The organism is Pseudomonas sp. KB_15 (genome assembly GCF_052114525.1).
In the GTDB taxonomy this organism is placed as follows: Bacteria; Pseudomonadota; Gammaproteobacteria; order Pseudomonadales; family Pseudomonadaceae; genus Aquipseudomonas.
On record NZ_JBFREX010000005.1, the window covers coordinates 25,088 to 49,738 of the forward strand.

At 60.8% G+C, this 24,651-nt stretch carries 20 protein-coding genes and 2 pseudogenes; 1 reads left to right on the forward strand and 21 read right to left on the reverse strand.

Annotated features, from left to right (window positions below; translation table 11 throughout):
* Positions 1 to 2 precede the first annotated feature (2 nt).
* From AB4Z35_RS08295 to AB4Z35_RS08370, 16 genes and pseudogenes are all read right to left on the reverse strand, one after another.
* A complete protein-coding gene (locus AB4Z35_RS08295) occupies positions 3 to 1,610 on the reverse strand; it encodes a DUF1302 family protein (protein WP_442096630.1) in 1,608 nt (535 codons plus the stop codon).
* 62 nt (positions 1,611 to 1,672) lie between these two features.
* Positions 1,673 to 4,045, reverse strand: coding sequence for an efflux RND transporter permease subunit (locus AB4Z35_RS08300; RefSeq protein ID WP_442096631.1), 2,373 nt, complete (start codon positions 4,043 to 4,045; stop codon positions 1,673 to 1,675).
* Positions 4,046 to 4,080: 35 nt separating this feature from the next.
* Positions 4,081 to 5,130 carry a YCF48-related protein gene (locus tag AB4Z35_RS08305; RefSeq protein WP_442096632.1) on the reverse strand — a complete coding sequence of 350 codons (1,050 nt, stop codon included), beginning with the start codon at positions 5,128 to 5,130 and terminating at the stop codon, positions 4,081 to 4,083.
* A gap of 198 nt (positions 5,131 to 5,328) precedes the next feature.
* On the reverse strand, positions 5,329 to 6,180 hold the full coding sequence (locus AB4Z35_RS08310; protein ID WP_442096779.1) for a methyl-accepting chemotaxis protein: 852 nt from the start codon (positions 6,178 to 6,180) through the stop codon (positions 5,329 to 5,331).
* Positions 6,181 to 6,195: 15 nt separating this feature from the next.
* Positions 6,196 to 7,302: pseudogene (locus tag AB4Z35_RS08315) on the reverse strand (HAMP domain-containing protein); the annotation flags it as partial.
* 102 nt (positions 7,303 to 7,404) lie between these two features.
* Positions 7,405 to 8,424 (reverse strand): 4-hydroxy-2-oxovalerate aldolase, encoded by a 1,020-nt coding sequence (gene dmpG, locus AB4Z35_RS08320; RefSeq protein ID WP_442096633.1) that lies wholly within the window; start codon positions 8,422 to 8,424, stop codon positions 7,405 to 7,407.
* Between the two features lie 10 nt (positions 8,425 to 8,434).
* Positions 8,435 to 9,370, reverse strand: a complete 936-nt coding sequence (locus AB4Z35_RS08325; RefSeq protein WP_442096634.1) for an acetaldehyde dehydrogenase (acetylating) — start codon at positions 9,368 to 9,370, stop codon at positions 8,435 to 8,437.
* Positions 9,371 to 9,402: 32 nt separating this feature from the next.
* On the reverse strand, positions 9,403 to 10,209 hold the full coding sequence (gene mhpD, locus AB4Z35_RS08330) for a 2-keto-4-pentenoate hydratase (protein WP_442096635.1): 807 nt from the start codon (positions 10,207 to 10,209) through the stop codon (positions 9,403 to 9,405).
* A gap of 118 nt (positions 10,210 to 10,327) precedes the next feature.
* On the reverse strand, positions 10,328 to 11,197 hold the full coding sequence (locus AB4Z35_RS08335; RefSeq protein ID WP_442096636.1) for an alpha/beta fold hydrolase: 870 nt from the start codon (positions 11,195 to 11,197) through the stop codon (positions 10,328 to 10,330).
* A 43-nt stretch (positions 11,198 to 11,240) separates the two neighbouring features.
* Positions 11,241 to 12,185 carry a 3-carboxyethylcatechol 2,3-dioxygenase gene (gene mhpB / locus AB4Z35_RS08340; protein ID WP_442096637.1) on the reverse strand — a complete coding sequence of 315 codons (945 nt, stop codon included), beginning with the start codon at positions 12,183 to 12,185 and terminating at the stop codon, positions 11,241 to 11,243.
* 444 nt (positions 12,186 to 12,629) lie between these two features.
* Positions 12,630 to 12,792, reverse strand: a pseudogene (locus tag AB4Z35_RS08345) (alpha/beta fold hydrolase); the annotation flags it as partial.
* A 269-nt stretch (positions 12,793 to 13,061) separates the two neighbouring features.
* On the reverse strand, positions 13,062 to 14,174 hold the full coding sequence (locus tag AB4Z35_RS08350) for a cupin domain-containing protein (RefSeq protein WP_442096638.1): 1,113 nt from the start codon (positions 14,172 to 14,174) through the stop codon (positions 13,062 to 13,064).
* Between the two features lie 91 nt (positions 14,175 to 14,265).
* Positions 14,266 to 15,465 (reverse strand): 3-hydroxybenzoate 6-monooxygenase, encoded by a 1,200-nt coding sequence (locus AB4Z35_RS08355; RefSeq protein ID WP_442096639.1) that lies wholly within the window; start codon positions 15,463 to 15,465, stop codon positions 14,266 to 14,268.
* Positions 15,466 to 15,529: 64 nt separating this feature from the next.
* A complete protein-coding gene (gene maiA, locus AB4Z35_RS08360) occupies positions 15,530 to 16,168 on the reverse strand; it encodes a maleylacetoacetate isomerase (protein WP_442096640.1) in 639 nt (212 codons plus the stop codon).
* Positions 16,169 to 16,190: 22 nt separating this feature from the next.
* Complete coding sequence (locus AB4Z35_RS08365; protein WP_442096641.1) at positions 16,191 to 17,558, reverse strand: MFS transporter; 1,368 nt, start codon at positions 17,556 to 17,558, stop codon at positions 16,191 to 16,193.
* An 89-nt stretch (positions 17,559 to 17,647) separates the two neighbouring features.
* Positions 17,648 to 18,346, reverse strand: coding sequence for a fumarylacetoacetate hydrolase family protein (locus tag AB4Z35_RS08370; protein WP_442096642.1), 699 nt, complete (start codon positions 18,344 to 18,346; stop codon positions 17,648 to 17,650).
* Between the two features lie 159 nt (positions 18,347 to 18,505).
* Between AB4Z35_RS08370 and AB4Z35_RS08375 the strand changes: the two genes are divergently transcribed.
* Entirely contained in the window at positions 18,506 to 19,441 is a 936-nt protein-coding gene (locus AB4Z35_RS08375) for a LysR substrate-binding domain-containing protein (protein ID WP_442096643.1), read from the forward strand.
* Positions 19,442 to 19,473: 32 nt separating this feature from the next.
* On the opposite strand, the gene AB4Z35_RS08380 is transcribed toward AB4Z35_RS08375, so the two are convergent.
* From AB4Z35_RS08380 to AB4Z35_RS08400, 5 genes are all read right to left on the reverse strand, one after another.
* Positions 19,474 to 19,830: a hypothetical protein gene (locus tag AB4Z35_RS08380; protein WP_442096644.1), complete on the reverse strand. Its 357-nt coding sequence runs from the start codon at positions 19,828 to 19,830 to the stop codon at positions 19,474 to 19,476.
* 3 nt (positions 19,831 to 19,833) lie between these two features.
* Entirely contained in the window at positions 19,834 to 21,306 is a 1,473-nt protein-coding gene (tcuA, locus tag AB4Z35_RS08385; protein WP_442096645.1) for an FAD-dependent tricarballylate dehydrogenase TcuA, read from the reverse strand.
* Between the two features lie 219 nt (positions 21,307 to 21,525).
* Positions 21,526 to 22,371: an alpha/beta fold hydrolase gene (locus AB4Z35_RS08390; RefSeq protein WP_442096646.1), complete on the reverse strand. Its 846-nt coding sequence runs from the start codon at positions 22,369 to 22,371 to the stop codon at positions 21,526 to 21,528.
* 299 nt (positions 22,372 to 22,670) lie between these two features.
* Positions 22,671 to 23,690 carry a 4-hydroxy-2-oxovalerate aldolase gene (gene dmpG, locus AB4Z35_RS08395; RefSeq protein WP_442096647.1) on the reverse strand — a complete coding sequence of 340 codons (1,020 nt, stop codon included), beginning with the start codon at positions 23,688 to 23,690 and terminating at the stop codon, positions 22,671 to 22,673.
* Positions 23,691 to 23,700: 10 nt separating this feature from the next.
* Positions 23,701 to 24,639, reverse strand: a complete 939-nt coding sequence (locus tag AB4Z35_RS08400) for an acetaldehyde dehydrogenase (acetylating) (RefSeq protein WP_442096648.1) — start codon at positions 24,637 to 24,639, stop codon at positions 23,701 to 23,703.
* Between the last annotated feature and the right edge of the window lie 12 nt (positions 24,640 to 24,651).

Sequence of the window (24,651 nt, forward strand, 5' to 3'; positions counted from 1 at the left end):
GCTCAGAAGAGGTAGGTCAGGCTGGTGTACAGCTGATCGCGGTTGTGGAAGTAACCGAACATGGTGGTGCTGTCACAGGTCGCGGCGTTCGGCGCAGTGCACTTGTCACTGTTGCGCGACGCGTCGTCCCAAAAGGCGTCGTATTCGACCTTCCAGCGCCATTTGCTGGTCAGCTCGAATGTCACCGACGGCACGGCGAAGCCGCCGCCGTTGCTCAGGTCAGCGCCCAGTACCAGGTTCGGGTGGATGCGGCCGCTGCCGTAGCTGAGGTCGAAGATGGTAGTAGCGAGGACCGAGTGTTCCTTGACCTTGCCGCCCCAGCCGACGCTGTAGAGCAGCTGATCGTCCTTGTCGAAGTTCTGTACCCATTTGTCGAACAACTGCACCGAGAAGAACATTGGCTTTTCCGTGCCCAACAGGGTCTGGGTGGCAGCGATGTTCTTGTCCATGCGCAGCATCATGGCAACCACGTCCTTGCGGGTGAAACCGTCGAAGCCGGGCGCAACGATCTGGCTGATCAGCGTTGGCGTGGAGAGTTCGATCTGGTAAGGCGCATCCTTGATGTAGGCCACCTCGGTGCTGAGCACCGCATCGGCCAGTTCTGAGTAGCGGCTGGCGCTGAAACCGAAGATATCGACGATCGGATAGATCACTTCGCCGGCGACGCCACGCGTCTGGTCGGTGCCATGGGTGACCGCGCCGGACGGCGTGTTCGGCTGGCCGATGATGGCGAGGTTGTTCGACGCATTGAGGATAGGCGAGTTGTAGAAGGTCTTCAGGTACGACAACGAGTAGTTGGTGTCGCCAACCATACCGCTCCACCGCAAGCCACCGGTGAAATCGCGGTAGTCGCCCTCGTCGTTTTCAAAGTTGTACGGGTCAATGTTGCGAAAATCGACACCGGCATAGGGTTGGCTCGACCAGCGTCCGCCATAGATGTCGATCTCGGTGCCGATGTCCTCTTTGCGATCCAGGCCAGGGCGGACGAAGACTTCCAGGCCACCGTCCAGCTCGGGCACATCGACATTCATCTTGATGATGTTGTTGGTCTTGCGCAGCTCCTCGTTGGCTGGCTCGAGGAAGCTGCGCCAGGTGTAGTCGAAGCCATGCACCAGATCGTTGGCGGCGAAAAAATCGGTTTCGCCCCAGGCGATCTGCTGCTTGCCGATACGGAACGAGGTGCGTTCGCCAACCGGGAAGTCGACGTACAGCTCACGGATCTCCTGCTTGTTGTAGAGATCCATGATGTCGCCTTGGCCATCGGCGTGGTGGTAGTTGTTCGCGCCCATGTCCTCCAGATGTTCGAGGAAGCCGGTCTTGACCTCGCGCGAGGCACGCAGCTTGGCGACGACCGAGACCTTGTCGGTGGCCTGCCAATCCAGATTGAGCCGCGCGGTGCTGCGCGCCATCGACAGTTTGCCCTTGTCGTTGTAGTTCGGTGTGTCCTCCCAGTTCTTGGCGTTCCACGACAGTTCTTCGCGCAGATAACCATCGTATTTGAAGCTGTCCTCAGCCAGCAGTGGCATGGCCAGCGTACTCAGCGCGATCGCTAAAGCGAGTTTGTCGATCGGTGCGCGCATGCATGCGCCCGGGTTGTGGTGTTTGCTCATGATGTCTCCCCAAGAGATGGTGGCAGCGAGGAACCGTTGGTTGTTGTTTTGGGAATCTCGTCTCAGGTCAGCTGACACGCCGAAGCGGGTGCAGCGACCGATGCCTGTGACCGCTCGCCAAAGATGAAGCGCGGGCGGCACACATAGATCAGCGATGGCATGACGAATAACGCGCAGAACGCCGAGGCACTCAGCCAGATGGCCATGAGCAGGCCCATTTCCGCCTGGAAGCGCAGCGACGACATCCACCACAGCAGGGTGCTGAGGATCAGCACGCTGGCGGTGACGATCACACCCATACCGGCCGAATGCAGAGCTCTGCGGACCGCCTCCTCGGCGCTGGCGCCAGCGGCGACTTCTTCCTTGATCCGGTCGGCGATGTAGAACGCGTAGTCCACACCCAGACCAATGCCGAGCGCAGCCACCGGTACGGTGTTGATGTTCATGCCGATGCCCTTCCAGGTCATGAAGGCGAAGGTCAGCATGTTGGAGATGATCACCGGGACCATGAACAGCATGCCGGCCATGCTGGAGCGGTAGACCAGGGTGCAGAGAACGGCGAGTACCAGCAGGGCAAGGGCGATGGCCTCGATCTGGCTGGACAGGATGATTTCGTTGATCGCCGCCATCACACCGACCAGGCCGCCCGCGAGTTGCCAGTGACCTTCACTGAGCGGATGGCTGGCGATGAACTCCTTGATCCGCTCCACGGCGGTCCGGATGGTCTCGCCCTGACGATCGCGGAACATCAGTGTCACTGAGCCGTTGGCGTACTGGTCATCGGCAAATCGCGAGGTATCGCCCGGCTCGGAAATCGAGTCGAGCATGGCCATCAGGCTGCCGTTGAGGCCCTCGCTATCGGCCAGTTCGAGGTAGCGTGGGTTGCCTTCGCGCAGGCTGCTGTTGACCAGCGGCAGCACGTCGGAGATCGAGACCGAGCCGCCGATCTCCGGTTGCGCTTCCATGAAACGCTGGAAGCTGTTCATCGCCTTCAGCGCGTCGTTGCGCTTGACCAGACCGGCATGGCCGTCCTCGCCGAGCACCACGAACATCCGGTCGACCCCATCAAAGCGGGCGTTGATCGCAGCAGAGTCGAGGTTGTATGGCGAGTTCGGCCAGAGGATCGGCGAACCGGGGTTGGCGTCGCCGATCTTCAGGTTCAGCGAGTACACGCCGGCACTGAGCACCACCAGCAGGCTGCCACCGAGCACCCAGTAACGGGCTTTCGACAGGCTGACCCAAACACTCAGGTCGAGCACCTTGCGTAGTACCGGCAAGCAGTTGATCGGGTGCGCGGTGCCGTGCGGCTTGCGGATGAAGGACAGCAGCACCGGGGTGAGGATCACCGCACTGATGGTCAGCGTCGACACCCAGACCACCGACAGCACAGTGAGTTTCTGCAGCATCGGAATCGGACTGAGTGCGACCACCGCCATACAGGCAGCATCGGCGATCACCCCGAGCATGCCGGGGCGGAACAGATCCGCCAGAGCGACCCGGGCGGCGATGCGGGAGATATCGGCACCGGGTGCAAGCAGCTCGATTTCGTCATCGAAACGGTTGACGATCTGCACCGAGTGCGACACCGCCCGAGAGGTGATCAGCATCGCCACGACAATGACCAGCGGCTCGAAGTTGATGCCCAGCAGACGGCAGATGCCCAGCGCCCACAGCGCACTGACCGCGCCGGCGAGCAACGGCAGACTTACGCCACGCCAGGTACGCAGGAGAACAAAGAGCAGGATCAGGGTCAGCGTCAGGGCACCGATCACCAATTGCAGGGTTTGCGGCAAGTAATGGCCAACCCACCCGTAAAGGATCGGGTCGCCGGCTACGCGAATTTTCACGCTGCCATCGTCGACCTTGGCGATCAGACCGCGGATCTCGCTGAACACCTTGGCGTAGTCGACCTGTTGGTCGATGAAGTCGACGGTGATCAGGGTCGCCTGCAGGTCCTTGGACACATACGGGCCATACACCAGCGGGTTACGCAGTACCGCCTGCTTCAGCTCGGCCATCGCCTCGGCGTTGGCCGGCAGGTCCGGCCACATCAGCGGGCGACTCTCGATGCCAACGGTGGAGGCACGTACCTCTTTGAGCTTCTTCGAGGCCAGAGAGGTGATCTGGTAGGGGTTGACCGCAGAGACTTCGCGCAGTCCAAGGGTGACATTGCGCACCTTATCGAGCACGTCGGTGCGGAAGATATCGCCCTGATCGACCTCAAACATGATGGTGACCATGTTCGAGCCGCCGAAGGTGTCTTTGAATTTCTCGTGGGTCTGCACGTATTCGTGACGCGACGGCAGCATGTCCTCGAATACCGTGCGGACTTCGATGTGCAGGGCGAACCAGCCCAGCGTCAGGGTCAGTGCGAGCAGCACACCAGCCACCCAGGCGCGTCGGCGGATACAGAATTCGGCAATATGTTCGATCATGCTGTTTTCTCGGATGAAGTGGGCCATGGCAGGGATCAGGGTTTCAGAGGCGACCAGCGCCGGCCGTTCCAGCGACCAAGGTCGGCGCCGGCCAGCCAGAGATCGTTGCCGACGGCCAGGGCACGGGTGTGCCAGGACAAGTTGCGGTCATCCAGAACGCCGACCTTCCAGCTGTCGGCCTCGCCGCTGCCACTCACCCAGCGTCCCAGCGAGCCGGTAGCGAACCAGCGGGCTTGCGTCGGGCTCCACAGCACGTCGAACAGGTGATCGCCTATGCCCAGGTCGATGTTCTGCCAATGCCGACCAGCATCGCTGGTCACCAGCAGCGCACCTTCCAGGCCGACCGCCACGCCAATCTGTGCATCGCGAAACTGCACCGACATCAGCGAGCCGGGCAGCGGCGCTTCGATTGCTTCCCAGTGCTGACCGAGGTCATCGCTGCGCAGGATGCGGCCGAACTCGCCGACCACCACCAGCCGACCGCCGTCGAGGATGGCCACATCGTTCCAGGCAACGTCTTCTTCCTCGCGCAAGCGCAGCCAGCTCTGGCCATAGTCATGGCTGATCAGCAATGCACCCATCTCGCCGGTGGCAATGGCCAGGCCGCCCGCAGCGATACGCACGCGGTTGAGCTTGTTGGCGATCTGCGAACGCGGCACATTGGCCGCCGCTTGCCAGAGACGACCGCCATCCAGGCTGAACAGCACAACACCGTCGTTGCCGACCGCCACGGCATGGCTGCTGTCCCATGCGGCGATGTCCTGCAGAGTGCGCTCGGTCGGCGTGGCCAGGCGGCGTAACTGGCCGTCCGCAGCGAAGGCGAGGATCTTGCCATTCGAGCCGCTGGCCCAGACTTCACCGTCCGGGGTCAGGGCCAGACCGTAGAAATGGTCCCGTCGTTCGAGCAGCGGCGGCGTCACCGTGGCGCCCACCGGCTGCGGTTTGATGAACAGACCGGCCCACAGCAGGCCGCCGATGATCGCCCACGGAAGCGCCGCCATCAGGGCATGCAAGGCACGTTGACCGAGGGTCGCGGGCGACACCGGCAAGGCCGTGGTTTGATCGATTTTTATAAGTTTTGACATGGGTCGATTCCGCCGGGTTAGCGTCGTCTATCGCTGACGACTGAGGCAGTTCGACTCTAAAGTCATGGCCGAACAGGGGACTATCCCGGCACTGCCTGACTTGTCCCTTGGGCGCCGATTAATGTCGATGCGGGCATTTTTCGGAGCAACGGGCGCGTTGCGAACCGTTACCGGTCCGCCACACACCGCAGGCGCGAATCACAGTCGAAAACGGCTCACCAAACCGTCAAGGCGTCCCGCCAAGGTCTGCAGGTGGTGACTGCGCTGGTGAACCTGGCCAGCACTCTGTGAAGCGCTTTGCGCGGAACTGGCGATGCTCACCAGGCTTTTCGACAGCTGTTCACTGGTGGTGGCCTGCTGCTCGGTAGCCGTGGCAATCTGCCGGCTCATGTCGCGCACCTGGCCAATCATTTCGGTGATGCGCCGCAGTGCCATGCCGGCCTCACGCGCGTTGACAACATTTGCCTGCGAGGTGTCGCGGCTCTTCTGGACCATCGCCACCACACTGCGCGTGCTGTCCTGGATCATGCCGATGCTCTTGCCGACTTCCTCGGTCGAGCTGTGCGTGCGCCGCGCCAGGGCGCGCACTTCGTCGGCAACTACAGCGAAACCACGGCCCTGCTCGCCGGCCCGCGCCGACTCGATCGCCGCATTGAGTGCCAGCAGATTGGTTTGCTCGGCTATATCACGGATCACCGCCACCACTACGCCAATGGCCTGGCTGGCTTGGTCCAGTTGTCCAGTCAGCCGGGAAATCTGTCCGAGCAACTGCGCATCCTCGACGATGGCGCTGCTTAACCGGGCCACCGTGGCCTGCCCCTGCGCCACCGCCAGATCCCCCTCCTGGGTGGCCTGTGCAGCCTGAACGGCATTGGCGGCCACCTCCTCTACGGTCACGGCCATCTGCTGCATAGCGGTGGCCAACTGACCGATTTCATCTCGCTGGGTATCGACCACGACGCCGGTGGACTGGCTTTCCTGCTGCAGGCTGGTGGAGGTCTGTTGCAGGGACTCGCTGTTGCCTTTGATCTCTCCCACCAGATCGGCCATGGTGCCAAGGAAGCCATTGAGTTCACGCGCCAGGGTTGCCAGTTCGTCGCGCCCCTTGACCGGCAGGCGCGACCGCAGGTCCGCCTCGCCCGAGGCCAACTGCGCAATGGCCTGCACCACTGCATTCAGCGGTCGCGCCATGGCTTGGCCAAGCAACAGGATCAGACCACCGACCAGCAGCACGGCGACGCTGCCGAGAATGAGCATCTCGATCGCGAGGGTCTTGACTCCACCGAGCACCGCCGCACTGGGCAGGGCGACGCCGAACGACCAGGGTGTAGCGGTATTGCCGATGACGACCGGCACCGCGAGCATGAAGACTTCTTCGCGCATCGCTGGGGAGACGAAGCGCAGGGACAGGGACTTGCCATTGCGCACTGCGTCGATCATCGACTGCAAGTGGTCGCCCAGAAAATCCGCTTCGGTATCGGCCGAACGGCGGCCCACACGCGTCGGATCAGGATGAGCGACCAGCGTCGTATCAAAGGCCGTCAACGCCGCCAGACCTACATCCAAAGGGCGCAGTCGGGCGACTCGCCGCTGCAGTTGATCGGCATCCAGGCCCAAACCCAGTATGCCGATCAACTGCCCGTTCACGCGCACCGGCACTTGCACGAGGATCACCGGTCGCGATGCAGAAAGGCCAGGTAACGCACGCGGCGGCGCGACACTTTCGCGCTCGCCACCCATAGTTCCCAGCGCCTCGCGTACCGCCTCACGCGAGGCGCCCGGGGCCGGCTGCACGCCCTGCTCGCCACGCAGCCAATACAGCGTGTCGCCGGTTTGCGCTGGTAACCACCAGGCGGCGCTTGCCTGCGGGCTGTTCTGCAACAACGATTCGAGCAACTGATCAGCGATGCGGCTGTCCACCAGCTTGCCGTCGACTGTTTCCCGCGACAGCAGGTCAGCACTGGTCCGCACGCCTTGCAGCGCGCTGTCAAACCAGGCGGCAATCTCGGCGGCTTGTTGATGGACGATGGCGTCCACCGCGACTTCTGCCAGTGCCTCGGTAGAGGTGCGACTCGACTGGTAGACCAACAGTATTGTCGCCAGATAGATCAGCAACGTCAGCGGCAGGATGGTGAGCAGTAGTTTGTTTTTCAGGGACAGGTTGGCCAGCATGACGAACTCCTGTAGAGGGTGGCCAGGCCGAGAGTCCCTGGCCAACACGCTTGCGATGACCCACCGGCGGGCGACTGCCCGCCGGGGGAACCAGTACCCGGATCAGGACCTGGTGGTGGCCAGCAAGTCCAGCGCAACATCGACGATCATGTCTTCCTGACCGCCGACCATGCGCCGCTTGCCCAACTCAACAAGGATGTCGAGGGTCTTGAGGCCGTACTTGGCGGCGGCGATTTCAGCGTGGCGCAGGAAGCTCGAATAGACACCGGCATACCCCAACGCCAGGGTTTCACGGTCGACCCGCACCGGCCGGTCCTGCAGCGGGCGAACGATGTCGTCGGCGGCATCGAGCAAGGTGTAGAGGTCGGTGCCGTGGTTCCAGCCGAGGCGCTCGGCAGCGGCGATGAACACCTCCAGCGGCGCGTTGCCGGCACCGGCGCCCATGCCCGCAAGGCTGGCGTCGATACGATCACAGCCCTCTTCCACCGCGACGATGGAGTTGGCCACGCCGAGGCTCAGGTTGTGGTGAGCGTGCATGCCAGTTTCGGTTTCCGGTTTGAGCACCGCCTTGAACGCACGGAAGCGCTCGCGCACGTCCTGCATGTTCATCGCTCCGCCGGAGTCGGCCATGTAGACGCAGGTGGCACCGTAGTTCTCCATCAACTTGGCCTGCGCGGCCAACTGCTCGGCCGGGATCATGTGGCTCATCATCAGGAAACCGACGGTGTCCATGCCCAGCTCGCGGGCGTATTCGATGTGCTGTTTCGAGACATCCGCTTCGGTGCAATGGGTGGCGATGCGCACCACCCGGGCACCGGCGTTGTAGGCCGCTTTCAAGTCATGCACCGTGCCGATGCCGGGCAACAACAGGGTGGTGATTTTGGCGTGGCTGATCACATCGGCGGCCGCTTCGATCCACTCCAGATCGGTGTGTGCAGCGAAGCCGTAGTTGAAGCTCGAACCTTGCAGGCCGTCGCCGTGGGCGACTTCGATCGAGTCGACCCTGGCCTTGTCCAGGGCGCGGGCGATGTCCTGCACGTTCTGAATCGAGTACTGGTGACGAATGGCGTGGCTGCCATCGCGCAGGGTAACGTCGGAGATGTAGAGTTTTTTACCGTTCATGAAGTTCTCCTCAGGCCTGTTGCATCGACTGCGCCATGCGCTCGGCAGTGGCCAAGGCAGCGGAGGTCATGATGTCGAGATTGCCGGCGTAGGCCGGCAGGTAATGGGCGGCACCTTCGACTTCGAGGAACACCGAAGTCTTGAGTCCGGAGAACTTTCCGAGGCCGGGGATGTTCAGTGGTGCATCTTCAGGGATGACGTCGAACTGGACCTTTTGCTTGAGGCGATAGCCCGGCACATAGGCTTGAACGGCGGCAGCCATCTCGACGATAGAGGCTTCGACCAGCGCCTGATCAGCCGCCTCGGATAGAACAAACACCGTGTCACGCATCATCAAAGGCGGCTCGGCCGGGTTCATGATGATGATCGCCTTACCCTTGGCCGCGCCGCCGATCAATTCAATGGCCCTGGAGGTGGTCTCGGTGAACTCGTCGATATTGGCGCGGGTGCCGGGACCGGCGGATTTGCTGGCGATCGAGGCGATGATCTCGGCGTAATGCACCTTGGCCACGCGCGATACCGCCGCGACCATCGGGATGGTTGCCTGACCGCCGCAGGTGACCATGTTGACGTTGAACTGGTCGAGGTTCTGTTCCAGGTTGACCACTGGTACACAGTACGGGCCGATGGCGGCGGGTGTCAGGTCGATCAGGCGGACGCCGGGTTTGATCGAGCGCAGAAACGCATCGTTCTTCACGTGAGCGCCGGCCGAGGTCGCGTCGAAGACGAAGTCGATGTCCTTGAATTCGTCCATGCGGGTCAGGCCTTCGACCCCTTCATGGGTGGTGGCCACGCCCATGCGCTGGGCGCGGGCCAGGCCGTCCGAGGCCGGGTCGATGCCGACCATGACCGCCATTTCCAGATGCCTGGCGTTACGCAGGATTTTGATCATCAGATCGGTGCCGATGTTGCCGGAGCCGACGATGGCGACTTTGAGTTTTTTCATGGTGTTTACCTTTTGTGCACGCAAGTCGCCGATCACTCGGCGCTACTCTCTACCTTGAAGTCCACACCGACACGACCGATACCTTCGATCTCGGCCTCGAATCGATCGCCCGCCGCTACCGGTGCCATCGGCCCCAGCGCGCCAGTGAGAATGATGTCACCGGCCTTGAGCGGTTCACCCAAACGCGCCATGGTCCGAGCCAGCCAGACCGCGGCATTGAGCGGATGGCCCAGGCATTCGGCGCCGCTGCCGCTGGAAACCTCCTCACCGTTGCGGGTCATGCGCATGCTTGCCAGACGCAGATCGAGGCCTTCCAGGCGACGGGCTGGACCGCCGAGCACGAAGCAGCCACTGGAGGCGTTGTCAGCCACGGTATCGACGAAGCGGATGTTCCAGCCCTGGACCCGACTGCCAACAATTTCCAGTGCCGGGATGACCCAGCCGGTGGCCGCCATTACGTCGGCAAACGTGGTGTCGAGGCTTGGCAGGTCGCGCTCCAGGATCAGCGCGATCTCGGCTTCGATCTTCGGTTGCAGCACACTGGCGAACGGCACCACCTGGTTGTCGCCGTAGCACATGTCGGCGAACAAGGTGCCGAAGTCCGGCTGATCCACACCCAATTGACATTGCACCTTGGGATTAGTCAGGCCGATCTTGCGGCCGACCACGCGCCGACCGCTGGCCACGGCATGGGCGACGTTGAGCCGCTGGATGGCGTAAGCGGCCTCGGCATTGGTTTCGCCAATCTGCTCGCGCAGCGGTTCGATCGCTTCACCGCTGGCCTGGGCCTGGCGCAAGGCGCTGGCCAGTTGATCCAGGGTCTGTTGGGTAACACTCATAACTCACCTCAGAGATTGCGCGCTGCTCAAGCTTCGCCCGATACCCTGCCAAGAGGGTATCGGGCATGCCTGGCGCTGGAGTGGGAGGAACCGAAGTCCGCCAGCGCCAGGTGCTCGATCAGTGGCTCAGGAAATCCAGCACCATGCGGTTGAAGGTGCCGGCGTGCTCCCACTGCGCCCAGTGGCCGCAGCTGTTGAACACGTGCAGTTCGGAATTGGGGATGCCGGCAATCAGGCGCAGGCCGGTGTCCATCGGCACGAAGCGATCGTTACGACCCCAGATAACCAACGTCTGCGCCTTGATTTCGCCCAGGCGCGGACCGAAGTCAGGGAACTGTTTCGGATTGATGGAATGGCTCTCGACGAAATTTTCCAGGTGGTCCCGACGTGACAGCATGTTGTCCAGGCGAGTCTGGAACAGCTCTTCAGTGAGGTCGCTGGTGTCGAAGACAAAGACGTTCATCATCTTCTTCAGGTTCTCGACGGTCGGCTCGCGGTACAGCCCCTGCAGCAACTTGATGCCTTCGGTCGGCATTGGCACAAACGAACTCGCACCACCGGTACCGCCGCCCATCAGCACCAGTTTGCCGACCCGCTGCGGGTTGGCCAGAGCGAAGGCGACAGCGCTGTGACCACCCATGGAGTTGCCGAGAATATGCACTCGCTCAAGGCCCAGCACATCGAGCAGGCCTTCCAGCACGCGGGCATTAAGATCCGAGCGTGAGCCGGTGCAAACGATGGAGTCGCTCTTGCTCCAGCCTGGGCAATCCATGAGGATCACCCGGTAGCCGGCCTCGACCAATGGCTCGATGTTGCGGTTGAAGTTGGCCCAGCCGCTGGCGCCCGGACCAGAACCGTGCAGCATCACTACTGTCTCGGCGCCTTGGCCGCAGTCGTTGTAATGGATGTTCAGCTCAAGATCGCCTTCGTTGATACGAGCGAACTTGCTGCTGGACGCTTCGGTCAGGGCTTGGGATGTTTCTCTCATTGGCTAACTCCTTGAGTTCAGAGAATGGCATTACGCAGTCGCTTCAGACCGACGGTTGGGCACTGAGCGAGCCGAAGCCTGCGATCCATTCGGGAATCGGACGGTAGTAACGGTCGTTTGCCTGATAGGGGCCAAAGGCCGAGAGCGCAGCGAAAGCCGCCACCCAGGTTTTCACTTCGTGAGTGGATTTACCGGCGAGAGCAGACAGCTCGGCATTGCCCAATCCGTCCAGTTCGGCAAGGCGCCCTTCGGCCAGAATGTCGAGGAACTGCTGATCCCATTCCGGGTTAAGCGGGTGCAGCGAGCTCGGGTCTTCGATGAAGCGTTGAGCCGCGAGGATGACCCGCTGCTGGCGCGCTTCACGCTCATCGGCCGGCAGGTTTCGGCCGCTGCCCATCAGTCGGTCGGCCAGGCGGGCATCCACTTTGGCCAGTTCCGGCACCGGTGGCTGATGCGACAGACCGCCGGATGCAAGGAACAGGACCCGTTTATTCAGTGTGCGGGCAAAAGTCCCGATGGCCTCGCCAAGCAGGCGGGCCCGCTGGAAACCCGGCAGCGGGATGGCCACCGAGTTGACGAAGACCGGGATTACCGGGCAACGCTCGAGCCCGCCGAGCAGCAGTTCGAGCGGTTGGGCAAAGCCGTGATCGACCTGCATGCAGTAGGAAACGGCCGTGTCCACGCCAGCATCGAGTACCGCCGTGGCGCAAGCTTCGGCCAGATCCCTGGGAACACTGAGCGGACCGGCAGCGGTGCCGAAGTCACCGATGGCATGGGCGGCCATGCCAATGCAGAACGATGGCATCACGTCATAGAAAAAGCCGTTGTAGTGATCCGGTGCGAACAGGATCACCAGCTCCGGATCGAACTGTGTGATCCGCTGCCGGGCGTCGCCCACCACGCCATCGACCTCGGCCAGAACCGCTGGAAGCGGGTCGACATGACCGACCAGTGGGGTATGCGACAGGCATTGCAGATAGGCACTCACTTCCGGCCACCTTGCTCACACGAAAGGGTATATCCGCCGAAATCCCTTCCGCTAAAACCCGGCGCGGCGACCTTCAGGATGACTCGGTACATCGCATCACTCATGAGCGATCAACTCCATAGCAGGCATCAGTTACCAACCTTCATTGGCGTACTGGTTTCATCGGTTGGCATCTCAGGCAAAGAACTTCGTCAGGTACGGCACTTGGTCACCGATACCCATTTCCAACGGCGCACCCAAGTGCGTCGCCACTGACACGACCCGATAATAGAAAGCCCTCCCGGCACCGGCGCTCCGATGGATGACAGCGTTATCCCGGCAGCGCAAAAACTTTTGCCACCGGACTCGTCAAGTTGATTGAAGTCGTATAGATGGGGGCCGTTTTATTCCCGGGCGGATTCGACTAGATGCCTTAGGTCGGCATCGGCACGAATAAACTCTCTCCACCCGATCCAGGCCCAGCACATCGAGCAAACCTTTGAGTGCACAGGCGTTGAGGTCGGAACGCGAACCGGCAGCCCGGGCAGTCCATCAGGATCACCCGGTATCCGGCCTAGGTCAGCGACTCGATGTTGCGATTGAAATTCGCCCAGCCGCTGGCTCCGGGTCGAGTGCTCAAGGCGGCCAAGGCGCAATGACCTTGAAAGGGATGACTCTTAGGGCGCAGCGTCCCAAGAGTATCGGGGCTGTGTCATGGCAACTGTCTGCGGGAGACCTTCGGGGCTGCCGGCACTATGGATCGTTGATTCGCTAATCGGCACACAGCTGTCAGCATTACTCGGAAAAATGTTCTCGGAATTTGCAGGTCGAACCGGCTCGACCTGCATTTCAACAGTGTCTGTGCGGGTGCAGGCATGGTAGCCCTGCAAAGCCCTGTCAGACCAACTGGCCATTGACCATTGTGCGGTCGAAGTGCAGTCGTTCCATGATCGGTGCATCGGAGAAACTGAAAAGGTCGAATTGACTTTCAGCTTGCAGCGACCAGGTGATCCAGGACGGAACAACGAAGAGGTCGCCTTTTTCCAGCCGTCGCATGACGCCATCCAGAACCACCTGTCCCTTGCCCTCGAACACCAGGAAGACACGCGAACCCACTTCCCGACGCTCGGCCGACAGCGCGCCAGCACGCAAGCGATGAAACTCGGCACGGATAGTAGGCATGATATCCCCCCCGGTGGTGGGATTGATGTAGCGCACCGCCGCATGACCTTTTTCCAGGACTCCGGCGTAGCCCTCCTCCTCGAGTCGCAACTGCTCGGCGAGCGCACGGTCGGTGTGCTCCCAACGATAGGCGCCGATGGGTGAGCTGACGGTGTTCGCAAGGCCCGACAACGGTCGCAGACCCGGATGGCACCACAGACGTTCGCCACGCGAGTACTCAGGCGTGGTGAGGTCTGTCAGTTTCTCCGAGCCGAATTCAAAGAAGCCAACATCGTTTTGAAAGGAGAACGGGATGTCCAGACCATCGATCCAGGCCATCGGGTGGTCGCTCACGTTCTGGTGACCATGAAAGTTCCAGCCCGGGGTCAACAACAGGTCACCCCGACTCATGCGCACTGGATCGCCGTTGACCACGGTCCAGACGCCCTCGCCCTCGATCACGAAACGGAAGGCGTTTTGTGCGTGGCGATGTTCGGGTGCCGTTTCACGTGGGCCCAGGTACTGGATGGCGCACCATAAGGTCGGGCTGATATAAGGGCGGCCGTCGAGCCCCGGATTGCCGAGGCCAATGGCCCGGCGCTCGCCACCGCGACCGACCGGTACCAGGTCGCCGGAGCGCTTGGCCAATGGGTACAGGTCGGACCATTTCCAGACATGCGCAACGGCGCACGGCATGGGGTGTTTGGGCATCAGGTTACCGATCTGCGTCCACAGCGGCATCATGTGTCCGGCTTCAAAGTCGGCATACAACTGGCGCAGTTCGGGTGTGTCGTCCGGTGCCATGGCGTTGTGAACGGGGGCCTGTTCAAGTCCATCATGATTGGACATGGCTACGTATCCTCTTTCAAATAAGTGGCAATGCGCGGGCCCGGTTCAAAGTCGAAGACCCGCGCTGGCGTCAAGGGAAGCAATGACCGGGTCAGTGCTTCATGCAGTTGTCGAGGCTCCAGCCATACAGCCACTGTATGGCGTCGTAGAACTGCTCCTGCGTACGCCCCTCCCACAGCTGGTTGCGCACTTGGCGCTCGACACCTTTGGCGTGATAGAGGCGCCCCATCTCGCGAGCCGACCAGAGGATCCGGGCCGTGCGCGGGATGCGGATGGTTTCGTACAAGAGGAAGGCTGCCGTCAGGTCAAAATTGCATTGTTTGATAGCCTGCCCCAGCACCACGGCGTCTTCCAGTGCACTGCACGCACCCTGAGCCAGGTATTGAGTCATTGGGTGAGCAGCATCGCCAAGGATGGTGACGCGGCCTTCGCCCCATTTTTCCACTGGATCACGGTCTGCGGTGGCCCATCGACGCCATGAGGTCGGGCGATCAAGCATCTGGCGTGGACGCGGGTGGATACCCTCGAAGTAGCGAAGTACCTCCTCCTTGCTGCCTTCGGTAACGCCCCACTCTTCCTGTTGATTGCTATGGAAAGTGACCACCAGGTTGTATTGCTTGCCACCGCGTAACGGGTAATGCACCAGGTGGCAACGCGGACCAGCCCAGAGCATCGGCGCGTTGACGCGCAAGTCCTCGGGCATGTCTTTTTCCTCCACGACCGCGCGATACACCACATGCCCGGTCACGCACGGCGGCTCGCCATGCAAGGCATCGCGCACCACCGAACGAACGCCATCGCAGCCGATCACCGCATCAGCGCGGTAGACGGTGCCATTTTGGTCGGTCAGGGTCACGCCATTGTCATCCTGCTCGATCTGTTCGATACGCACGGACGTCTTGAACTGAATCAGCGGATTGTTTTGCACCGCCTCAAGAATCGACAGATGAATGTCGGCACGGTGGATCACTCCATAAGGGTTGCCGAAGCGATCGCGAAACGCTTGGCCGACATCGATGCGGGCCACTTCGTGGGCATCGACAGCATCCATCATGATCAGGTGGTCAGTGAATACCGAGCGGCTGCGGGCTGCGGCTCCCGCGCCCAGCGCGTCGAGCGCGGCATACGCATTCGGGCCAAGCTGGATGCCAGCACCGATCTCGCCGATGTGGTCAGCCTGCTCCAGCAGCAGCACTGCGATACCTTGCTGGGTCAACGCTTGAGCGGCTGCGAGGCCACCGATGCCGCCGCCGACGACGATAATCGACTGTCCTTGGTTTTGTGCAGTCATGATACGAGTCTCCAGTATGTTGCAGCGCAGGCTTCCTGAATGGGCAGCGAAGCCTGCGGATAAGTCATGCAATGAAATCGGGTTGTCGTGCAGGTGCAGCGGCCTCGAAGGCTGGTAGCTCCAGGCAATGGCGATACACGGCCATGATCCGCGGGTAGCTGGACAGGTCGCAGCCCATGCGCTCGGCATTGGCCACCTGCGGTACCAGGCAGCATTCAGCCAGGCCCGGTTTGTCACCCACGCAATAGTTGCCGCTGTCATTGCGTTGCAGCAGTGCTTCAACAGCACTCAGACCTTCGGCGACCCAGTGTTTGTACCAGGCTGACTTTTGCTCGACAGTGACCGCCAATACGTTCTGCAGGTAATTGAGCACACGTACGTTGTTCACCGGGTGAACATCGCAGCCAATCAGGTTGGTGATTTCCAGGACGCGGGCACGCTGCAGGGCATCGAACGGGATCAGGCTCGGCTCGGGGTATTGGCGGTCGAGGTAGTCGATGATGGCCAGGGATTGGGTCAACAGGTTGCCATCTGCATCAAGCACCGGCACACCGCCAATCGGGCTCAGCTCGCGATGAGCAGGACTGTACTGCTGGCCCTCACGCAAGTTGATGCCCTGGTAGTCGTAAGGCAGCCCCTTCAACGCGAGCGCGATACGCACTCGGTAGGAGGTGGAGCTATTGAAGAAACTGTAGAGCTTCATGGTGACAAATTCCTATGATGTATCAATGAGCGGCGATTGACGGTTGCGCCAGCGAGCGGCTGTAACACAGGCCCATCACGAAAATCGCGGTGCCGGCCACCAAGGCGGGCAACATCAGGACGGTAAAAATGCCGTTGAAGCCCATGCCCATGCCAAGCATCCAGCCACCGCCCAACGTACCGATGACCGAGCCGATGCGGCCGACACCATGGGCCCAACTGACCCCGGTTGAACGCATGGTGGTCGGATAGAAACTCGCTGCCAGGGCGTTGGCCCCGACTTGCGAACCGCTGATGCAAAAGCCCATGCCGAACACCCCGATGGTCAACAGGGTGAACTGATCGTGAAACAGACCGATAAGCATCAAGCAGAAAGCGCCGGTGATATAGGCACAGACCAGCACCCGGAAGGGGTTGAATCGGTCCATCGCTGCGCCCAGGAGAATGGCCCCCAGGGTGCCACCAACCTGAAACATGGCGCTGACCCTAGCTGCCTGGCTCAGTGAAAGGCCGGTGTCCTTGATCAGGATCGGCAACCAGCTGGTCATCATGTAGATGATCAGCAGGCTCATGAAAAATGAACTCCACAGCAGCAAGGTTCCTGTGCGATGGCTACCACTGAGAATTTGCCGAACCGGTGATTGGAGATTGTTGGATTCACCGACACCGTCATGAATGTCGTATCGCGGATTACCTGACAGAGGCTGCCCCGAGATGCGTTGCAAAATGGCGCTGATCTTCTTCGCAGGCGCCGCGCGCTGCACCAGGAATCGCACTGACTCAGGCAAGAACACGTAGAGAATCGGCAGGCACAACAGTGGTAATACGCCACCCAGAAACAGCACGCTTCGCCAACCGTAGAGCGGTACCATCTGGGCAGCAATCACGCCTCCGAGCGCTGATCCCAGCGTGAATCCGCAGAACATCGTGGTGACCATCAACGAGCGACGGCGTTGCGGGCAGTATTCAGAGGTCAAGGTGATCGCTTGGGGCATGGCACCACCCAAGCCGAGGCCGGTCAGGAACCGCATGGCGGTCAGGCTCAAGACATCTTGTGAGGCGCAGGCAGCGAGGCTCCAGCCGCCGAAGAACAAAACGGAAACCAGCAGAATGGTTTTGCGGCCGAAACGGTCAGCCAGCGGGCCGGCGATGAAAGCGCCGAGCATCAGGCCCAGCAATGACGCACCGAGTACCGGATTGAGTTGCGCAGAAGTCAAACCCCACTCGTCACGCAGGGCCGGGGCGATGAAACCGACGGCGGCAGTATCAAGGCCATCAATGGCCGTCACCAGAAAGCACAACCCTAGAATCATCCACTGAAAGCGGCTGACCGGTCGGCTGTCGATGAAATCCTGTACGTCCACACTTTTATTGTTATCGGTGGAAGACATGAGCTAATCCTCCGGGCCTGCCAATTGTGCGGGCCACGTATTGGAAATTCGATTCGGAGTCGACGGCGTGGAGCCGACCCCGGAACGTATTAAACGATGTCGACCTGGATCTCGCCCAATCCCTCTACGCCTCCGGTCATGCGCTCGCCGACCACCACTGGCCCCACACCTTCAGGTGTACCGGTCATGATCAAGTCGCCAGGCTGCAGTTCGAAGAAGCGCGAGAGATAGCTGATGGTTTCCGGTACCGACCAGATCAGCTTGTCGATATCGCTGCGTTGCTTATCGGTGCCGTTGACCTGCAGCCACAAACCGGCCTGGCTCGGGTGGCCGATCTGGCTCGCCGGGTGTAATGGGCCGATCGGCGCCGACGCATCGAATGCCTTGCCGATTTCCCACGGGCGGCCCATTTCGCGCATTTTCATCTGCAAGTCACGGCGGGTCATGTCCAGGCCAACGGCATAGCCATACACATAGTCGTTCGCCTGCTCCAGCGGAATATCGCGACCCGCCTTACCAATGGCCACGACGAGCTCGATTTCATAGTGGTAGTTGCTGGTTTCGGCCGGATAAGGCAGTTCCAGGGGCTGGTAATAGGCAACCGAAATCACCGCATCGGCGGGTTTGCAAAAGAAGAACGGCGGCTCGCGGTCGGGATCGAAGCCCATTTCACGGGCGTGAGCGGCGTAGTTACGGCCTACGCAATAAACGCGGCGTACCGCAAACTTTTGCTCACTGCCAGCGACCTCCAGGGTCACAGGGGCTTGTGGCTCGAATACGTAGCTCATGGGAGGGCTCCAGGTAAAAGGGTGGGTCATGCTGACCACGGCAAGCAGGTTGCGCTGGCATGCAGCTACCACCGGCGTTGGCCCATTAAAAACCTGCCAGCCTTACTCGAATAATGATATTTTCCGATGCATCCATACTTTTTTACGTATATGAGCACCATGACCTGGACAACCCGTTTGCGCCTGCGACACCTGCAGCTATTGATCAGCCTCGCCGAAACCGGCAGCGTCAGCGACGCCGCCCGCACCGCCAATACCACCCAGCCCGGCCTGTCGAAATGGCTCAAGGACTTGGAGGAAGATGCCGGTGCCACGCTGTTCGAGCGCCACGCTCGCGGGTTGCGCCCAACGGTCCAGGGCGAGCTGCTGATCAACCACGTGCGACGCATCCTGAGTGAGATGGAGCGTGCTCAGAACAACATGGATGCGCTCAAGGAAGGCAACGCGCCGAACATCGCCATCGGTACTTCGCCTGCATCGGCGCCCAGCCTGGTACCCGATGCCATCGCTCATTTCCTGACCATGCACCCTCGGGCACATATCTCTCTGCAAGAGAGCACCATGAACGTACTGCTCGAACGGTTGGAGCTTGGCCAACTGGACCTGGTCGTCGGGCGTCTCGACAGCTATCAGCCGCGGCAAACGCTGAACAGCCAGATGCTGTTTCGCGAGCCCATGCAGGTCATCGCCCGCCCCGGCCACCCATTGACCTTGAAGTCGGACCTTTGCTGGGACGATCTCTATAAGTTCGACTGGATTCTCTGGCCGGAGGGAACGCCCATTCGCCAGCGTCTGGACTCGGCTTTGAGCAACGCGGGGCTCAAACCCTTGCCAAGTCGGGTCGAGTCGTCATCGCTAATGGCTAATCTGTGGCTGCTGCAAACCAGCGACATGCTTTCGATAGCCTCCGGCCGGGTCGCAGAGCACTTCACTAATCGTGGCCTGGTCAAGGCCTTGAACTTTGAAATGGATGCAGAAGGCTGCATTGGTGTCTGCTGGCGCGATGAACCCTACATCGACAATGCCGTTGTGGACTTTCGCGAGTGCTTGCTTAAAGCCTCAGGCCAAGAGGGCCAGACAATGAACAACCTTTAGCAAATGCCCCCACATGCTGTTGCTGATAGTGCTCAAAAACTATGCGGCATCCATTGAGCCCCGCCCTGGTATTCGAACTGTCGACAATAAGCCTTGGCGCTCTCCATTTCATCCTGCAGCTCATGACTTGTTTGTTGCCCCAGACAAGCTCCGGGAGTCGTAGCGAGCGCATGGCGGGAAGCTGATTTTTGATCCGGTTCGGATTCTGCCCTGCACGTTTCAATCGCGAACAAATCGATATTGGCTATCCCCTGAGGCAACAGTCGATCACTTTCATCAAAAGAAAAGTGGGCAGACACAATGAATATTCCCGCAGCCAGAGCCAACCCGCCTATCAACTTATGACCTGACGTCAGGCGCTCGATTGCTTGCCATCGTAAACGACGCATTTCTCAATGCGCCTTTCGCTGAACAGCGGCCTCTGCACCTGCGATACGTCCCAGCACCGAACCCGATGTCAGCCCCGCCCCACCGGCGTATTTGACGTAGTAGAGATTGCCCACCAACTCGCCCGCGGCGTAGAGCCCGTCAATCGGTTGATCCTCTTCGTCCAGCACCTGGGCCTGGCTGTTGACCTTCAAGCCGCCGAACGTGAAAGTGATGCCACAGGTCACCGCGTAGGCCACGAAGGGCGGGCGATCCAGCGGGTTGGCCCAGTTCGACTTGGGCAATGCCAGGCCTTGAGTCGCTCTACCGTCACGAATGGCCGGGTTGAATGGCACATCGAGCTGCACGGCAGTGTTGTAGGTCTCCAGAGTTTGCAGCAGCGCGTTGCCGTTGACCCCCTCCATCTGCTCGACCAGCCCTTGCAGCGTGTCTGCCTGGAGACGCGTCACCTGGCGTACCCGATACTCATCGGGCAGCAAGTGGTGGCTGTGCTGGTCAAAGATCTGCCAGGCCACGCCCCCTGGTTGCGCCATGACGCTGGCGCCCATGCTGGAGTAGGTGTAGTTGCGAAAATCCTGGCCCTCATCAACGAAACGTTTGCCGTGCGCATTGACCACTACACCCAGGTGGAAGTAGTTCTTTTGCTGGTTTAGGCGGTTGAGGTCGCCCATTTGCGGTGCGTTGACGTCATAGAACACTGCGTGGCAACCGGACCAGTTCCCGTGCGCCACGGCGCCCACCTCCATGGCCATGCGGATCCCGTCACCGGTGTTGTAGCGCGACCCACGGACCTTGGCCAGATCCCATCCCGGCCCCAGGTACTTGGTGCGCCATTCCAGGTTAGCGTGAAAGCCTCCCGTGGCGAGTACCAGCGAGCGGGTGGAAAACTGCCGACCGTCCGCGCAATCGAGTTGCCACAAGCCGTCGGGATGGCGGCTGATGCGGTGAGTGCGGCAGCCGTAGAAAACCTCCACCGCTTCTTTTTCGACGCGACGAAACAGGGCATCGACCAACCCCAGACCGCCGCCGGAAACCTCGATGGTCAGGCCGCCCCAAAAACGATACTTGCCCTCGACCATGAAAGCCTGACGTCCGTAGATCGGCATGAAACGTACGCCCTTACCGGTCATCCAGTGCAAGGTATCCAGGCTCTGCGACACCACCGTGTCCAGCACTTCGGGGTCGGAGCGGTATTGACTCATCGAGGCCAACTCCGCGAAAAAATCGTCCTGGCTGTAGGCTCCGAAATCGCTGTTTTGCACCTCGGAATCCAACAGGTCCGGCATCAGCCGGCGCAAGTCGTCGACACCCTGGTACGCCACGCGAAAAGCGCCGCCGGTATGGGCCGAGTTACCGCCCCGCTGTTCCTGCGGCGCACGTTCGAGCAAGGCCACTCGGGCCCCTTGGTCGCGGGCTGAAAGGGCCGCGCAAAGCCCGGCATTGCCACTGCCCAGCACGATAACGTCATAAGGCTGCATATCCGCTCCTGATCATTGAACTGCGTGCGTGATTATCAACAGAAGCGTGCGAGCGGATTTAGCCCGCACGGCCAAAGGGGCTTTTCAGCAAAACCGTAAAGTGGCGCACGACTCAACGTGCGCATGCAGCGGAGGGAGAACACAAGCGAGGAGATTTGATGCAATGCCATCGCCGCCCTGCCTCTCGTCGCTATGGCAACGAGAGGCAGGCGCCACGACTTAGTGGTTGAGGAAATCGATCACCAGACGGTTAAATGCATCAGCATGCTCCCACTGTGCCCAATGGCCGCATTGGCTGAACACATGCAGGCGCGCGTCAGGTAGGCCGTTAAGCAGCTTCAGGCTCCAGTCGATCGGTACGAAGCGGTCGTCGCGGCCCCAGGTAATCAGGGTCGGGTGCTTGATGTCGGGCAAGTTCGCGGTGAAATCGCCCATCTGGAACTTGCTCAAATCGATGCTCTTGAGAAAGTTTTCCAGGTGCTGAGGGTTGGCCAGAATGCTCTTGTGACGCAGGCTGATCAGCTCCTCGGTGAGGGCGCTTGAGTCGTAGACAAACACGTCGAGCATCTTCTTCAGGTTTTCAAGGCTCGGGTCGCGGTACACCCCGAACAGCAACTTGATGCCCTCCATCGGCAGTGGTGTGAACAGGCTGGTGCGCCCCACTCCGCCCGACCCCATCAGGATCATCTTGTCCAGGCGCTCCGGGTATTGCACGGCAAAGCCCAGCGCGCTGCCGCCGCCCATGGAGTTACCGACCAGGTGCGCCTTATCGATGTCCAGGGCATCCATCAAGGCCTTGATCGCCCGGGCGTTGATGACAAAACGCGGCTCAGCGGTCACCAGCGGATCGGACTTGCCGAAGCCAGGGCAGTCCATGAGGATCACCCGGTAGCCGGCGTCTACAAAAGCATCGACGTTGCGGTGAAAGTTGGCCCACCCGGTTGCACCGGCACCAGAACCATGGACCATGATCACGACCGGCCCTTCGCCGGCCTCGTTGTAATGCATTTTCCACTCAGGGGTCTGCACGAATTTACTGGTGTTTTCTTGGGTGAATCGACTCATGGGAGTTAGACCTTGTTATGGGGGGGGTGAAGTAGCAGCGAACACCACGCAACACGCTGATGTCCTGGGAAAAACTGCCTTTGTATTTGAAGAGAGCAACGACTGTGCCAGTCCGTTTGCGGAGCCTAAAAAACAGGATAAATCCTTATTTATCAGATAATTAAACGTAATCACCGCAACCTCTAAGTCACTTTGCAGCGGGCTCGCCACGCGAGCGAATTCAGAAGTTTTTGAAGGTTCATGAAAATCGACATGAAAAACATGAAATCACCGAGGGTGGCTCCTACGGGGTGAGGGGATCAGCGCTTGAGCAGATCCAGCGCCACATCGACGATCATGTCTTCCTGCCCACCGACCATGCGCCGCTTGCCCAGCTCGACGAGGATATCGAGGGTCTTGAGGCCGTACTTGGCGGCGGCAATTTCGGCGTGGCGCAGGAAGCTCGAATAGACACCGGCATACCCCAACGCCAGGGTTTCACGGTCGACCCGCACCGGCCGGTCCTGCAGCGGGCGGACGATGTCATCGGCGGCATCGAGCAAGGTGTACAGATCGGTGCCGTGGTTCCAGCCGAGGCGCTCGGCAGCGGCGATGAACACCTCCAGCGGTGCGTTGCCGGCACCGGCGCCCATCCCGGCGAGGCTGGCATCGATACGGTCGCAGCCCTCCTCCACCGCTGTGATCGAGTTGGCCACACCGAGGCTCAGGTTATGGTGCGCGTGCATGCCGGTTTCGGTTTCCGGCTTGAGCACAGCCTTGAACGCACGGAAACGCTCGCGCACGTCCTGCATGTTCATCGCCCCGCCGGAGTCGGCCATGTACACGCAGGTCGCGCCGTAGCTCTCCATCAACCTGGCTTGGGCGGCCAACTGCTCGGGCGGGATCATGTGGCTCATCATCAGGAAACCGACGGTGTCCATGCCCAGCTCGCGGGCGTATTCGATGTGCTGTTTCGAGACATCTGCTTCGGTGCAATGGGTGGCGATGCGCACCACCCGGGCACCGGCGTTGTAGGCCGCTTTCAGGTCATGCACCGTGCCGATGCCGGGCAACAACAACGTAGTGATCTTCGCGTGGCTGATCACGTCCGCCGCGGCTTCGATCCATTCCAGATCGGTGTGCGCCGCGAAGCCATAGTTGAAGCTCGACCCTTGCAGGCCATCACCGTGGGCGACTTCGATCGAGTCGACTTTGGCCTTGTCCAGGGCGCGGGCAATGTCCTGCACGTTCTGGATCGAATACTGGTGGCGAATCGCGTGGCTGCCGTCGCGTAGGGTGACGTCGGAGATATAGAGTTTTTTGCCGGGGTTAAAAGTCATGTCGGTCTCCTCAGGCGTTCAGCATCGACTGCGCCATGCGCTCGGCGGTGGCCAAGGCTGCGGAGGTCATGATGTCGAGATTGCCGGCGTAGGCCGGCAGGTAATGGGCGGCACCTTCGACTTCGAGGAACACCGAAGTCTTGAGTCCGGAGAACTTGCCGAGGCCGGGGATGTGCAGCGGAGCGTCTTCGGGGATGACGTCGAACTGGACTTTTTGCTTGAGGCGATAGCCCGGCACATAGGCCTGTACGGCGGCCGTCATCTCGACGATAGAATCTTCTACCAGCGCCTGATCGGCGGCTTCGGACAGCACAAACACCGTGTCGCGCATCATCAAAGGCGGTTCGGCCGGGTTCATCACGATGATCGCCTTGCCCTTGGCCGCGCCGCCGATCACTTCGATGGCCTTGGAGGTGGTTTCGGTGAATTCGTCGATGTTGGCACGGGTGCCGGGGCCGGCGGATTTGCTGGCGATCGAGGCGACGATTTCGGCGTAATGCACCTTCGCCACGCGCGACACCGCCGCGACCATCGGAATGGTCGCCTGGCCACCGCAGGTGACCATGTTGACGTTGAGTTGAGCGAGGTTTTGTTCGAGGTTGACCACCGGCACGCAGTACGGACCGATGGCCGCAGGCGTCAGGTCGATCAGGCGAATGCCGGGTTTGATCGAGCGCAGAAACGCATCGTTCTTCACGTGGGCGCCGGCGGAGGTGGCGTCGAAGACGAAGTCGATATCCTTGAACACATCCATGCGGGTCAGGCCTTCAACCCCTTCATGGGTGACCGCCACGCCCATGCGCTGGGCGCGGGCCAGACCGTCGGAGACCGGGTCGATGCCGACCATGACCGCCATTTCCAGGTGTTTGGCGTTACGCAGGATCTTGATCATCAGGTCGGTGCCGATGTTGCCGGAGCCGATAATCGCTGCTTTGATTTTCTTGTTCATAGTCTTGTAGAT